11 protein-coding genes and 1 tRNA gene are annotated in these 13,845 nt (G+C 73.4%); 4 read left to right on the top strand and 8 right to left on the bottom strand.

Going from position 1 to position 13,845, the window contains the following annotated elements; genetic code table 11:
* Positions 1-33 precede the first annotated feature (33 nt).
* Positions 34-1,410 (bottom strand): diguanylate cyclase, encoded by a 1,377-nt coding sequence (locus ACWD5O_RS16965; RefSeq protein WP_450085893.1) that lies wholly within the window; start codon positions 1,408-1,410, stop codon positions 34-36.
* Positions 1,411-1,654: 244 nt separating this feature from the next.
* Here ACWD5O_RS16965 and ACWD5O_RS16960 point away from each other — a divergent pair, with 244 nt between their 5' ends.
* The 3 genes from ACWD5O_RS16960 to ACWD5O_RS16950 all read left to right on the top strand — a co-directional run bounded on the left by ACWD5O_RS16960 (position 1,655) and on the right by ACWD5O_RS16950 (position 5,095).
* On the top strand, positions 1,655-2,365 hold the full coding sequence (locus ACWD5O_RS16960; protein ID WP_450085874.1) for a phosphodiesterase: 711 nt from the start codon (positions 1,655-1,657) through the stop codon (positions 2,363-2,365).
* Between the two features lie 55 nt (positions 2,366-2,420).
* The gene (locus ACWD5O_RS16955) at positions 2,421-3,113 is read left to right on the top strand and encodes a histone deacetylase (protein ID WP_450085873.1); all 693 of its coding nucleotides are present in this window, start codon (positions 2,421-2,423) and stop codon (positions 3,111-3,113) included.
* Between the two features lie 275 nt (positions 3,114-3,388).
* Positions 3,389-5,095: a bifunctional metallophosphatase/5'-nucleotidase gene (locus tag ACWD5O_RS16950; protein WP_354963374.1), complete on the top strand. Its 1,707-nt coding sequence runs from the start codon at positions 3,389-3,391 to the stop codon at positions 5,093-5,095.
* Positions 5,096-5,182: 87 nt separating this feature from the next.
* Here ACWD5O_RS16950 and ACWD5O_RS16945 read toward each other — a convergent pair whose 3' ends face one another.
* Positions 5,183-6,466, bottom strand: a complete 1,284-nt coding sequence (locus ACWD5O_RS16945) for an MFS transporter (RefSeq protein ID WP_354963375.1) — start codon at positions 6,464-6,466, stop codon at positions 5,183-5,185.
* Between the two features lie 168 nt (positions 6,467-6,634).
* Here ACWD5O_RS16945 and ACWD5O_RS16940 point away from each other — a divergent pair, with 168 nt between their 5' ends.
* A complete protein-coding gene (locus ACWD5O_RS16940) occupies positions 6,635-7,108 on the top strand; it encodes a hypothetical protein (RefSeq protein ID WP_354963376.1) in 474 nt (157 codons plus the stop codon).
* Positions 7,109-7,136: 28 nt separating this feature from the next.
* On the opposite strand, the gene ACWD5O_RS16935 is transcribed toward ACWD5O_RS16940, so the two are convergent.
* The 6 genes from ACWD5O_RS16935 to ACWD5O_RS16910 form a co-directional block, all read right to left on the bottom strand.
* On the bottom strand, positions 7,137-7,961 hold the full coding sequence (locus ACWD5O_RS16935) for a class I SAM-dependent methyltransferase (protein ID WP_354963377.1): 825 nt from the start codon (positions 7,959-7,961) through the stop codon (positions 7,137-7,139).
* A gap of 75 nt (positions 7,962-8,036) precedes the next feature.
* Positions 8,037-10,634: an ATP-binding protein gene (locus tag ACWD5O_RS16930; RefSeq protein WP_450085872.1), complete on the bottom strand. Its 2,598-nt coding sequence runs from the start codon at positions 10,632-10,634 to the stop codon at positions 8,037-8,039.
* 344 nt (positions 10,635-10,978) lie between these two features.
* Positions 10,979-11,971, bottom strand: coding sequence for a CU044_5270 family protein (locus ACWD5O_RS16925; protein WP_354963379.1), 993 nt, complete (start codon positions 11,969-11,971; stop codon positions 10,979-10,981).
* An 8-nt stretch (positions 11,972-11,979) separates the two neighbouring features.
* On the bottom strand, positions 11,980-12,513 hold the full coding sequence (locus tag ACWD5O_RS16920; RefSeq protein WP_354963380.1) for an RNA polymerase sigma factor: 534 nt from the start codon (positions 12,511-12,513) through the stop codon (positions 11,980-11,982).
* Between the two features lie 154 nt (positions 12,514-12,667).
* Positions 12,668-12,744, bottom strand: a tRNA-Pro gene (locus tag ACWD5O_RS16915).
* Positions 12,745-12,939: 195 nt separating this feature from the next.
* Positions 12,940-13,833 carry a metallophosphoesterase gene (locus tag ACWD5O_RS16910; RefSeq protein WP_354963381.1) on the bottom strand — a complete coding sequence of 298 codons (894 nt, stop codon included), beginning with the start codon at positions 13,831-13,833 and terminating at the stop codon, positions 12,940-12,942.
* Positions 13,834-13,845 lie beyond the last annotated feature (12 nt).

The following is a 13,845-nucleotide window of genomic DNA, read 5'->3' as shown; positions in this document are numbered from 1 at the left end:
CGGCCCTCCCGCCCGGACGAGCCGGGAGCCGGGTCAGGCGGCGGCCAGGTGGACGCCGTCTCTTCCCTGGCGCTTGACGGCGTAGAGGGCCTGGTCGGCGCGGCGGAGGGTGAGATCGGGCGACTCGCCGGGGCGGGGTAGTGCCACGCCCACGCTGATCGTGCGGCCGGTCCGCCGAGCCGCCTCGGTCAGCCGCTCGGCGATCCGGACTGCCTCCTCCGGGCGGCTCACCTCGATCACCGCGACGAACTCGTCACCGCCGATCCGGTACAGCTCGTCGCCGTGCCGCAGCGCCCCCTCCAGCGCCCGGGCCAGGCCGACCAGCACCCGGTCGCCGGCCTGGTGGCCGTACGTGTCGTTGACCGTCTTGAAACCGTCCACGTCGATCGCGAGCAGGGCCGTACGGCCAGGGGTGGCGGCCGCGATCCGCTGCCCGAACGGGCCGGTGTGCCGCAGCCCGGTCAGCGGGTCGGAGCTGGCCTGTTCCAGTAGCCGGGCCAGCGTGCGCAGCCGGTCCAGGCTGGTCCAGGCCTGCCGGGCGAGCAGCTCCATCAGACTGACCGTGGTCGGGTCGGGGCGCAGCAACCGCTCGTCGGCGACCAGCAGTAGCCCGCCCGCGTCCGTCGGCCCGACGGGAACGGCGACCAGCGTGCGCACCCCGGCCCGGGTCAACGGCCGGTAGTCCTCGGTCGGTGGCTGACCCGCCTCGCCCAGCGTGTACCCGGCGCCGTACCGGTGCGCCCGGTCGACCATCCGACCGAGCGCGGCCGGACCCGCCTCGGTCAGCTCGGCCCGGATCCGGGTCTCCAACTCGCCCGGGACCAGCGGCGACGGCCGCAGGAGGGCACCCTCCGGCCCGGCGATCAGCAGCACCGCGGTGGAGAGGGTGGAGACCTCCCGGGCGGCGCAGCTCGCCGCGCCCATCAGCTCCCGTTCGGTCGGCGCGGACGAGAGCGCGGCGGCGTGCCGGAGCAGCTTCTCGCTGCGGCTCTCCGCTGGCGGGCCGCCGAGCGCGACGATGCGCGCACCGAGCCGGGCGGCCAGCCGCTGCGCGGTCTCCCGCCACGGCTCCAGGTCGACCGGCCCGCTCCACTGCAGGTCGAGCACGCCGATCGCCCGGCCGGACGGATCAAGCAACGGCACGCACAGCTCCGCGGTCACGTCCGGGCGTACCGGCAGGTAGTCCGGGTCGGCGGTGACGTCCGGGACGACGGCCGCGACGCCGGTCGCGTACACCCGGCCGACGATCCCGGTCCCCGGCGGCACGGTGGCGAAGACCTGCCAGGCGCCGGTCGCCGCGACGCAGCGCAGCCGGTCGTGGACCTGGAGCAGCACGGAGATGGTCGCCGGGGTGTAGCGGGACAGCGCGGTGACCGTCCACCGGCAGGCCTCTTGCGCGCTCGACGCCATCGGCAGGCGGACGGTGACGTCACGGATGACTCGCTGATGATCCACTCGCACGTCGTTCCAGGTCGGGGAGGGGCCGGCCGGCGCCAAGCCACACGATCAAGCGTACCCACGGTCGCCCGGAGCCGGCCGAGCTTCGTACACATGTGCCATCCACAGGCTGTGGACGCAGCCTGTGGGCGGCGCGGGCCCCCGGACGGCGCCGGGCGGCGATAGCGTGGAGCCTCCGGCACCCAGGAGGCGGGCCATGCTCATCGCCCAGCTCAGTGACCCCCATCTGACCACCGGCGTGCTCGCCGCCGAGCGGGCCGCCGGGCTGCACAGCGCGCTCGGGCGGGTGCTCGCGCTGCGGCCTCGACCGGACTGCGTGGTGATCACCGGCGACCTGGTCGACCACGGCCGACCCGACGAGTACGCGGTGCTCCGCGAGCTGATCGGCCGGTTCCCGCTGCCGGTGCACCTGGTCGCCGGCAATCACGACGATCGGGAGTCCCTGCTCGACGCCTTCGGCGGCACGCCCTGGCTCGGCGGCGGATTCTCCGCCTACTACCACGTCGACCATGCGGCGGCGACCGTCGTGGTGCTCGACTCGCTCATCCCCGGCAGCGACGGCGGCCAGCTCGGCGAGGAGCAGCTCGGCTGGCTCGACGGCGTGCTGGCCGGCCGGCCCGAGGTGCCCGCGGTGGTCTGCCTGCACCACCCGCCGGTCGCGGTCGGCATTCCGGCGGCCGACGCCGTCCGGCTCGCCGACGGGGACGCGTTGGCCGAGGTGATCGGCCGGCACCGGCACGTCGTGCGGGTCGCCGCCGGGCACCTGCACCGCCCGGTCACCACGGGGTACGCCGGCACCGTGCTCACCGTGGCGCCCAGCACCTGGCGGCAGAGCACGCTCACCATGAGCGCCGACGAGCTGATCGGCTGGGTCGCGAGCCGACCGCCTTCCTGCTGCACGCGGTAGAGCCGGGCGGCTGCGTGACGCACACTGTGCAGGTGAGCCACTCCGCCGGCCAGACGTGCGGCTTCTGAGCGCGCCCGTCGTGGTCGACGCCGAAGAGCGGCTGGTCTGGTACGTCGCCTACGGCTCGAACATGCGCGCCGCCCGGCTGGCGTGGTACATCGACGGTGGCTGCCCACCCGGTGGGCGCCGGACCTACCCGGGCTGCCGGGACCGCCGTCCACCGAGCCGGTCGGTGCCGGTGTCGCTGCCCGGCGGGATCTACTTCGCCGGGGAGTCCGGCGCCTGGACCGGCGGGATGGCGTTCTACGACCCGCAGCTGCCGGGCGTGGCCGCCGCCCGCGCCTACCTGGTCACCCTCAATCAGTTCACCGACATCGCGGCGCAGGAGATGTACCGGCCAGCAGGTGACACCGCCGACCTGACCCCGGCGACCGGTGCGGCGATCGACGCGGCCGTCGCCGACGGGCGAGCCACGCTCGGCCCGGGGCGCTACGAGACGCTGGTCTGCCCGGGCCACCGCGCTGGGGCCCCGATGCTCACCTTCACCGCGCCGGAGCCGGCGTCCGCCGTGCGCTGCCGTCCACCGGCGCCGGTCTACCTCGGCATGATCGCCCGTGGGCTGCACGAGTCGCACGGCTGGCCGGCCGAGCGGATCGTCGGCTACCTGGCACGGCGCCCCGGGGTCGCGGACGGCTGGCCGCCCGACGCCGTGGCGGCGCTGGTAACCGAGGCACTCGCCGTCGGGTGACCGCCGCGCGTCGTGGACCGCGTCCTTTCTGGATTGCGGCGTCGTCAACGGACGCTCAGGTCGATCCCGTCGGCCGCCCCTCCGGGCCGTCCGGTGTATTCGCAGCTCCGATGTGCTCGCCGGGTCGACCGGTGGGCTTCTGGATGAGAGGCTGTCCGGGCGGGCGGCGATCCCCACCGCCGGCATCCGCGATCGACCCTTCCGACGGCGTCGGTCGGCGGCCCGGTCGACCCACAGTCCGGGCACCGTACGCGCCGATTCTCACGAGGAGTTCCATGTCCATCCCCGGGATGCGTCGGGCCGCCGTCGGCCTGACCGCGCTCGCGCTGGCCGCGTTCGGCGCGGTCGCCACAACCCCCGAGCAGGCGGACGCGAGGCCGAAGCCGGTCGACGTCACCCTGCTGGCCCTCAACGACTTCCACGGCAACCTCGAACCGCCGAGCGGCTCCAGCGGCACCATCGCCGGGCAGGCCGCGGGCGGCGTCGAGTTCCTGGCCACCCACCTGGCCGAGCTGCGCGCCGCCGCCGAGAAGAAGAACACCATCACGGTCGCCGCCGGTGACCTGATCGGCGCGTCCCCGCTGCTCTCCGCGGCGTTCCACGACGAGCCGACCATCGAGGCGCTGAGCATGGCCGGCCTGGACTACGCCAGCGTCGGCAACCACGAGTTCGACGAGGGCGCGGCCGAGCTGCTGCGGATCCAGAACGGCGGCTGCCACCCGGTGGACGGCTGCGCCGACGGCACCCCGTACCGGGGCGCCAGCTTCAAGTACCTGTCCGCGAACGCCTTCAAGACCGCGACCGGCAAGCCGCTGATGGCGCCGTACGCGATCCACAAGGTGCAGGGCGTCAAGGTCGGCTTCATCGGGATGACCCTGGAGGGCACCCCGGAGATCGTCAGCCAGCAGGGCGTCGCCGGCCTCACGTTCGCCGACGAGGCGGTCACCGCCAACCGGTACGCCCGCGAGCTGCGCCGCAAGGGCGTGGAGACGATCGTCGTCCTGCTGCACGAGGGTGGCACCCAGGCCGCGACCGGCGGTATCAACGACTGCGTCGGCATGACCGGCCCCATCGTGGACATCGCCAACCGGATGGACCCGTCGATCGACGTGGTGGTCAGCGGGCACACCCACCAGGCGTACAACTGCGACATCAACGGCAAGCTGGTCACCAGTGCCAGCTCGTTCGGCCGCCTGGTCACCGACATCGACCTCAAGATCGACCGTCGAAGCGGGGACGTGATCTCCGCCGCGGCGAACAACGTCGTGGTCAGCCGGGACGTCGCCAAGGACCCGAAGCAGACCGCTCTGATCGACCGGTACAAGACGGTGCTCGGCCCGGTCGCCGACCGTCAGGTCGGCGAGACCACCCAGGCGATCACCCGCGCCCAGGAGACCCTCTTCGGTACGACCATGGGCGAGTCCGCGCTGGGCAACGTGATCGCCGACGCGCAGCTCGCCGCCACCGACGACGAGCAGAGCGCGGTCGCCGCGTTCATGAACCCGGGCGGGGTGCGAGCCGACCTCGACGCCGGACCGGTCACCTATGAGGAGGCGTTCACGGTGCAGCCGTTCGCCAACAACCTGGTGACGCTCGACCTGACCGGCGCACAGCTCTACTGCGTACTCGAGCAGCAGTTCGTCACCGGCCGCACGCTGTACCCGTCCGCGACGGTCGGCTACGTGGTCGACCCGAACGGCACCACCGGCACCGCCGCCGACCCGTGCGTCGGCACCCGCGTCGTCCGGGGCAGCCTCACCTTCGGTGGCACCGCGGTCGACGCCGCCGCCACCTACCGGGTGACGGTGAACAACTTCCTGGCCGGCGGTGGCGACGGGTTCAGCGCCCTCACCGGCGGCACGAATCTGGTCACCGGGCAGATCGACCTGGACGCGTTCGTGGCGTACCTGACCGCGCGGTCGCCGGTCTCCGCTCCGACGCTGGACCGGATCCGCACCACCGCCGAGGTTCCCGCCGCCTGACGGGCGACCCCGCGACGATCGGGCCCCGGAGCATCCGCTCCGGGGCCCGACCCGTTCCGGAGTACGACGCCACGGTCGCGGGCGTGGTCAGGCGGTGGCGGGTGTCGGCTCGGGGGAGGTTGCGCCGGTCGTGACGCGGCCGTCCTGCTCGGGGGTGAGCAGCCGGCGCAGCGAGAGCGCCACCAGGGAGGCCACCAGGCAGCCGCCGACCACCACCGCCACCCAGACCATGCCGTTCGCGGCACCGATGAGCGGGCCGGCGGTCACTGGACCGATCACGCCGCTGACTCCGAAGATCATCGAGCTCATGGCGTTGTACCGGCCGCGCAGCTCATCGGTGGCCAGCGCGTTGGTCAGCGCCGGCATCACCGGCGACAGCATCGTCTCGCCGAAGCCGAAGATCGCCGAGCAGGCCACCACGCACAGGGCGGCCACCAGGGCGTTTCCGGTGCTGACCAGGCCGGCCGCGCCGAGAACCAACCAGGCGGTGGCGAACACCGCGCCGACCACCGCGAGCGCGGCGGTGCGGCTGCGCCCCTCGATCCGGCGGATCACCAGCAGCTGGGCGAGCACGATCATCACGGTGTTGGCCGCGAGCGCCCAGGCCACCACCCGGGGGCTGACCTCGGCGACCCGCACGGCGTACGCGGCGAAGCCCACCTCGATCTGGGCGTACCCGCATGTGGTGAGGACCAGTCCGAAGATCACCAGCCGGCGGAACGGGCGGTCGCGGAGCACGGTCAGGTAGCCGCCGGCCGACGGCTCGCCGCCCGTCCGACGTTTGCCGAGGCGGTGGCCGACGCCCGGCAGGGTGAGCAGGATCAGCGCCGGCATCAGGTAGCTCACCGCGTCCAGCAGGTAGATCACCTGGAAGGTGCCCGGCCGGGCGGTGTCGATGATCGCGCCGGAGGTCATGCCGCCGATACCGATGCCGAGGTTGAGCAGGGCGAAGTTCAGACCGAAGACCCGCTGCCGCTCGCCGTCGTCGGTCAGCGAGGCGAGGATCGTGTTCTGCCCGGACCAGATCGCCGAGCTGCCGATCGCGATCACCGTCATCACCAGCAGGGCCGAGCCGGTCGAGTGGACCAGCGCCAGTGAGCCGGTGCCCACCGCCTCGACCAGCAGGCACGGCACCACCACCCGGCGGGCGCCGAACCGGTCGATCAGTGTCCCGCCCAGCGGCGACAGGGCCAGGGTGACCGCGCCGTACCAGCCGATCACCAGGCCGGCGCGGGTGTCGGTGAGCCCGCGCACGTCGGTCAGGTAGATGAACAGGAACGGCAGGGTCAGCCCGCGCCCGATCGCCGACAGCAGGGTGCCGAGGAGGATCCGGCGAGCTTCCGAACGGCGGGGCAGGGAGCGACGCAGCATGTCCGGCATTCTGTTCGCCGGGTGTGACGGTTGGCGAACCGATTACGGCGCTTCCCGCGCACGAGGCGGTGGGTCCGTGACGGAGCCCACGCCCCGGTCCGTCCAGCCCGGCGGCACGCACGGTCGGTGCGGATGCCAGCCGTCGGTGTGCTCTGCCATGCTGGCGCCGTGAGTGTGACCTGGCGACATCTGCCCGCACCGGCCCGTGAGATCGCCGTCGCCGCCGGCGAGGCCGTCGCCGCCGCACAACAGCGCGACCCCACGGCGTACGAGGCGGCCGTGCAGCGGCTCACCGGTGCCGACCGGTCCGGCCTGGTGCTCGGCGCGGCGGTCCGGCTGCTGTTGGAGGAGACACATCCGGACGGGCTGGACGGCGACGACGTCCGCCAGGTGCTGGAGGCCTGCGTTCGCTCGGCCGCCGGCTGGCTACCGGAGGTCGACCCGCACGTGGTGCTGGTGCTGCTCGCCGGGGCGCTCGGCGTGTACGACCCGGGCGACGACGACAACCCGCCGGGCCCGATGGCGGTCGCCCGGCACGCCCCGCTGCTCGTCGCCGACCTGCTGTCGACCGCCGGCCGGCCGCTCGACGGCTACCTGGCCACCGCGTTCGCCGAGATCGAGCGCACCGAGCGGCAGGACTGACGCCACGCCCGATCCGGCTACCCCCGGGTCATGCCGGCTCGGGTGCCCGCTGCGCCACCACCTCCAGGTACTCCGCCGGGATCCGTACCGTGCCGTCGCTGGCGCGGTTGTGCGTCCGGGCAAGTTCCACCAGGTCGGCGTGCAGTTGCGGGCGCCGCTCCTCGGGCAGCGCCTCGAACGCCTTCAGCGTCGGCCCGTAGTTGGCCCGGAAGAAGTCCGCGAACTCCTCCGGGGTGCCGAAGCGGAAGACGAACTCATGGCGTACCGCCCGCAGTTCGCCCACGGACCCGCCCAGCAGCTCGCGGACCCGGCCCTCGTCGCCCCACTGGACCGGCGGGCGTAGCCCGGCCGGCGGCGGCACGTGCCGCCCGACCGTGCGGAACAGTTCGCCGATGAATCCCTGGGGCGTCCACGACGCCAACGCCACCGTGCCGCCGGGTCGGCAGACCCGGAGCAGCTCCGCCGCTGCCCGCTCCTGGTCCGGCGCGAACATCACGCCGACGACGGAGAGCACCGCGTCGAAGGAACCGTCGGGGTACGCCAGCCGCTCCGCGTCGCCGGTCACGAAGGTGACCGGCAGCCGCTCCGCCGCCGCCCGGGCGTGGCCACGCTCCAGCAGTTCGGGTACGTAGTCGACGCCGGTCACCACGCAGCCGCAGCGGGCGGCGGCGATGGCGGCGTTGCCGGTGCCGGTCGCCACGTCCAGCACCCGGGCGCCGGCCGGCAGGTCGGCTGCCGCCACCAGCCACTCGGCGATCGGGTGGATGAGCGCGGCGACCGCGCCGTAGTCGCCGCTGGCCCAGGTCACCTGCTGGCGTGCCTTCACAGCGCTGAGATCGAGTGCGGTGGTCATGTGGTCCCCCCTCGGACGGATCGTTGTGCCACCGACGCTAGGTGGGGCGCTGCCCTGGGGGATCGGCAGAAACACCTATTTTGGCGGCACCAGGCCCTGCCGGCGGGCCGCCGCGGCCGCCTGACCGCGGCTGAGCACGGCGAGCTTGTCCAACACCGCCGACACGTGGTGACCGACGGTCCGGGTGGAGAGCGACAGCCGGGCCGCGATCTCGGCGTTGCTCAGCCCCTCGGCGAGCAGCGCGAGCACCTCCCGCTGCCGGGCGGTCAGGCCCGTCGGGTGTGCGGCCGTCGCCGGGCGCGGCCCCCGTGGCACCCGAGCCATCCCGCGTCCGCGCAGCTCGGCCCGGAACCGCCGGGCCACGGCGACCGCACCAAGCCCGTCCAGGATCCGCAGCGCCTCGCCGGCCGCCAGGTCGTCGCCACAGGCCAGCGCCTCGGCCCTGGAGTACGGGCAGCCGAGCTGGTGCCACTCCTCGGCCGCACCGGCCCAGTCGCCCTCGATCAGCCGCCGGTACGGGGACGCCAGCGCCCCGGTGTCCCCGACCGGCTCCCCGGCCCGCCACAGCCAGTACGCCAGCTCCCCGGCGAACCACGGTTGCCCGGCCTCGACCGCCAGCCCGTGGACCCGGAGCAGCTCGGCGGCTGCCCGTGTCGGCTCGCCGGCCAGCCAGTGCCGTTCCGCCAGCGCCGCGGCCACCGGCACGACGAACTGGAGTTCGCGGCTCTGCGCGGCCCAGCGGGTCGCGCCGTCCAAGTGGTGTGGCCCGGCCCGGCCGCCGCACCGGGCGTCCAGCCGGCTCAGCGTGACCAGTGCCGGGGCCAGACTCGCGCCGGGCTGCTCGGTGCCGCTCAACGCCTGCTCGGCGTCGGCGCGGGCGCCGGACCAGTCTCCGGTGGCCAGCCGCAGCCGGGCGCGGTAGCCGAGCAGATGGCGGGAATACCCGTCGAGGTCCCGGGTGGTGGTGAAGCGCAGCGCGCGATCGAGCGCCTCGGCAGCCGGCGTCAGCCGGTGCCAGTCCACCGACACGGTCGCGAGATTGACCAGCGCGCGGGCCGCGTGGTCGTCGAGGTGGTGGGCGGCGGCCAGCGTGTGCCCGCGTTCCAGCTCGATGACCCCGGCGACGTCGCCGCGTTGAAGGCGCGCCGAGCCGACGTTGACCAGCGCGTGGGCCTCGGTCTCCACGTCGCCGAGCCGCCGGGCCAGCTCCCGGGCCCGGCCACCCCAGTCGATGGCCCGGTCGATGTCGTCACCGAGCATGAGCAGCTGCGACATGTTGCTGTACGCCATGGCCAACTGCACGCCGGGGGGCGTGGACTCCAGCACCTGGACGGCGCGGGTGCCCGCCGCCCGGGCTGCCGTGCTGTCCCCGGTCCACCAGGAGAGCCGGGACACCCAGCGCAGGTTCTCACCGATCCGCAGCGGCTCGCCCTCGGCCTCCCGCAGGGCCAGCGCGTCCCGCCGTGCGGCGAGCGCCTGCGCGCCCAGCCCGGCCAGATATGCCGCGGTCCCGTACGCCTCCAGCAACGCGGCACGACGTGGCGGCGGCAGACCCGCGGCGTGCGGGAGCGCGACGGTGTAGTGGTCCGCCGCCTGCCGGTGCGCCCCCGCCCGGCTCGCCCGCTGCGCCGCCACGGGCGCCCAGCGCAGAACCGCCGTGGGATCGTCAGCGTGGTGCGCGTGGTGCACCAGCCGGGCGGCGTCGACGTCGGCCCGTGGCGTGAGCCGGGCCAGCACGGCCGCGTGCAGCGCGGCCCGGCGCACCGGGGACAGTGACTCGCGCACCGCCCGGCCCAGCAGCTCGTGCCGGAACGCCACCCCGTTGCCCGCCGGCACCAGCACGCCCCGGTCCAGGCTCTCCTGCACGGCAGCCGGCGGATGATCGACCAGCAGGTACGGCTCGGCCCGGGACGGGACCACCGAGACCAGGGCGGCGACCTCCCGCGCTGGCGGCGACAGCGCGGCCAGCCGGGCCAGCACCAGATCGCGTACGGTCGGCGGCACACCCGGACCGGTCGCGGCCAGCACCTCGGTGACCAGCAGCGGGTTGCCCCCGGTGGCCTGGTACAACCCGGCCGGGGCGCGGCCGGCGCGGCGGGCCAACGCCGCGACGGCGTCCGTGGACAGGGCGGGCAGCGGCAGCCGGTGGACCAGCGGCCGGGGCAGGCCGGCGAGCACGCCGTGCAGCGGATGCTCCGCTCCGACCTCGTCGTCGCGCAGGGTGAGTACGAGTAGCGCCGGGTGGCGTGCCAACCGTCGCCCCAGGTACGCGATCAGGTCCAGAGTGGCCCCGTCCGCCCAGTGCGCGTCCTCCACCACCATCACCGCCCGGCGCCCGGGCCGGGGACCGGTCAGCTCGTCGAGGAGCGCGTCGAACACCGTGCCGCGGCGTTCGGCCTCCGCCGCCGCGTGCAGCGCGGTCAGTCGCTCCGCGAGTACGCCGCCGACCTGACGGGCGATGTCGTGCAGTGGGCCGAGTGCCCGGGGCGTCAGCAGCGGGTCGCAGCTGCCCCAGAGCACCCGGGCACGTGGCTCGGCCGTCGCCGCGAACGCGTTGACCAGGGCGGACTTGCCGGCACCCGCCTCGCCGGCGACGAGCGCGATCGCGCCGCCGGGGGAGGCCAGCAGCCTGTCCAGGGTGGCGAGCGCGTTCGCGCGCTCCAGCAGCTCCATCAGGGTCGATGCTAGTCAGCAGGGCGCCCGGCCGGTGTGCGGCGGAGACGCTCGACGTGCTCAACCGACACCTCGGCGCAGGCCTGCTCGACGACGGTTGGCTCCGGACGGGGGCTGAACCCCTCGTCCGGCAGCGGCTCACTGCTGCCGCGCGCCTGCGGGGGAGCCGAGCGCCTGGGGCGCGTTCGAAGATGTAGTAGACGGGGACGGCGGCGATGATGACCAGCGCCACCAGCGGACTGATGATCCGCGACCTGATGCACCCGGACGGGCCGTGGGCGTTCAACACGGGTCACAACGGCTGTCCCCGCTCAGTCGGCCAACCGCATGTCGCCGTGACGTCGTCAGCCGAGCACGTCCGTGTAACCCCGTTCCAGGTACACGGTCGACCATGACATACCGCCCGCTGCGGAGTTGGCACCGTAGCCCCTGGCCAGCAACTCCCCGGTCTGCGGGTCGAAAAGCAGATATTCCCTGCCCCAATCGCCGGGGCTCGGCTGGGGGCCTCGGCCGAGGTCGGCTGACACCACGATCCCGGTCCGTCCTGCCGGGTCAGTCTGCTCATCGCGACAGGTCACCCCCTCCGTTCCGGCAAGGAACCGCAGCAGCGCAACCCGATGGGCAAAGTCCACGACCCGCTCGTTGTTCAGCTCCGCGACGCTGACAAGCACGTGCGATGGCCCGTTCTCCCGCGCCTGGTACAGCGCCTGACCCATTGCCGCGGGTTCCGCCGCCGGCAGTGGCAGGACGCTGAAGTCTCCCGGGCGCAGGTCGTCCGTTTCGGAACCCTCCTTCGGGATCATTTCTGGGTGCTCAGCGTAGAAGTTCCGCGATGCGTCGTCCGGATAGGTCGGTGCTCCTCGCACGGTGCGCAGGCGTCCCGAGCCGTCGGCCGCGAGCCACCGCGACGTCTCCTCGCTGAACAGCACACTCACCGACTGAGTGCGGCTACCCGGTCGCAGTCCCGAGCTGCCGCTCTGCCCCCTCCGGTGCAGGTATTCATACCGTCCGGCCTTTCCGTCGTACGACGTGGCCCGCATCCGGTCCGCGATCGTGCTCAGGCAGTGGGCCGGGACGCCAGCGGCACCCGGAACAGTCGAAGGCTGGGATGATCCGAAGGGTCCGGCGGTGGGGCGGAGGACCGTGACCGTCATTGCCGCAACGGCGACCACGGCGAAGGCCGCCCCGACGGCAACGAGTCGCCGCGCCCGCCGAGCAGGTACCACCTGGTCGTAGGACGTGACGTCATTGCTGGCGAGCCGCAACACTTCCTCGACGTCACCGGCCCCCACCTCGATTCCACGTGCCGGGTCAGCGGCCTCCAGCAGCTCCCGCACTCGCTTGTTCATCGCGCTCCTCCCAGCTGGCCGTCGAGTAAGGGGGTCTGTTCGGGCTGCTCCCGGAGCATCTCGGTCAGTCGCCGTCGAGCCCGGTGCAGCCGCACTTTGGCCGTGGCCGCACCGCAGCCCAGGACCAGCGCCGCCTCGCTCAACGACGACTGCTCCCAGCCGACCAGCCGCAGGATCTCCTGGTCGTCGTCCGACAGCCGGCTGAGCGCCGCGCGCACATCGACCAGCCGCAGGACGCCGTCATGACGGTCCAACGCGGCAGCTTCGGTCAGCTCCACGGGCGGCGGTACGGCCCGGTGGGCACGCCAATGGTTGGCCAACAGCCGACGAGCGACCCCATACAGCCAGGGCAACGTCCGCGACGGCAGTTCCGACCGGCGCCGCCAGGCCACCAGGAACACCTCCTGGGCAAGTTCCTCCGCCGCCGTCAGACCGCCGAGTCGCCGCAGTCCGTAGCGCACGACGTCCGGATAGTGCCGTGCGTAGATCCCGCGGAACCAGTCGGCTCCCCGGGCGTCGACTTCCCTCATACCCCTACTTGTGTCGGTCGGCGGCCGGGGGTTACAGGACCGGACCGTATCCGCTTGCCCGCGTCGCTTGCTGCCTTCTGGCTGCTTCCGGCAGGACAGTGAGCGCCGGAAACGAATCAAGGCCCCTCGGTGGAGGGGCCTTGACCTTTACCTCTGGTCGGGGTGGCCGGATTCGAACCGACGACCTCTTCGTCCCGAACGAAGCGCGCTACCAAGCTGCGCCACACCCCGAGGCGTGCCGACAAATAGTAGCCCACCCGCCCCGATGGTCAAACTCGGTACCCCCGGGGGTCGGACCCCGCCCGGAGCACCCAAGATCCGCGCAACTTCAGGGATGTTGCGGCCTCGCGGCGCAATGAGGCAGCAGTTTCCCTGAAGTTGCGCGGATCTTGACGCCGGGACGCCGGGACGGCGCGGGCGCGCGGGTCAGCGGGGGATCAGGGTGAGGATGGTCGCCTCTGGGGGGCAGGCGAAGCGGACCGGAGCGGTCGGGTGGGTGCCCAGGCCCGCGGAGACGTGCAGCCAGGAGTCCGAGCCCGGCCACCGGTGCAGCCCGCGCGCCATCGAGCGGGGCAGCCCGCAGTTGGTCACCAACGCCCCGACGCCCGGTACGCAGACCTGCCCGCCGTGGGTGTGCCCGGCCAGCAGCAGCCCGAAGCCGTCCGCGGCCATCCGGTCCAGCACCCGTGGTTCGGGGGAGTGCGCCAGCGCGATGGACAGGTCCGCCGAGGATGAGACCCGGCCGTCCACGGCGCCGTAGTCGTCCCGCTCGATGTGCGGGTCGTCCACGCCCACCAGGTCGATCTGCCGGCCGCCGGCCTTGAGCATGGTGCGGGCGTTGTTCAGGTCCAACCAGCCGGCGCCGGTGAACACCTGGCGCAGCTCCTCGTAGGGCAGGTCGACGCCGTCGGTGTACTCCCGGTCGGGCAGGAAGTAGGTGAACGGGTTCTTCCACACCGGCCCGGTGTAGTCGTTGGAGCCGAACACGAAGGCGCCCGGGTAGTCCAGCAGCGGTTGCAGCGCCCGCAGCACCCCGGGCACCGCGCCCGGGTGCGCCATGTTGTCGCCGGTCACCACGACCAGGTCCGGGTCGAGGGCGGCCAGCGACGCCACCCAGCGCTGCTTGCGCGCCTGGTCGGGCATCATGTGCAGGTCCGACAGGTGCAGCACGCGCAGCGGCTCCGCGTCGGCCGGCAGCATCGGTACGTCGTACCGCCGCAGGGTGAACATGTTGCGCTCGACGAGTGACGCGTACGCGAGGGTGGCCGCTCCAACCGCGGCGGTTCCGGCGGCGAGCCGGAATAGTGTGCGCTTTCGCATGCCGTTCAGGGT

This window comes from Micromonospora sp. NPDC005161, assembly GCF_053599855.1.
Note: the sequence above shows the minus strand (reverse complement) of the source record. Positions and strands in the feature narration are given on the sequence as shown.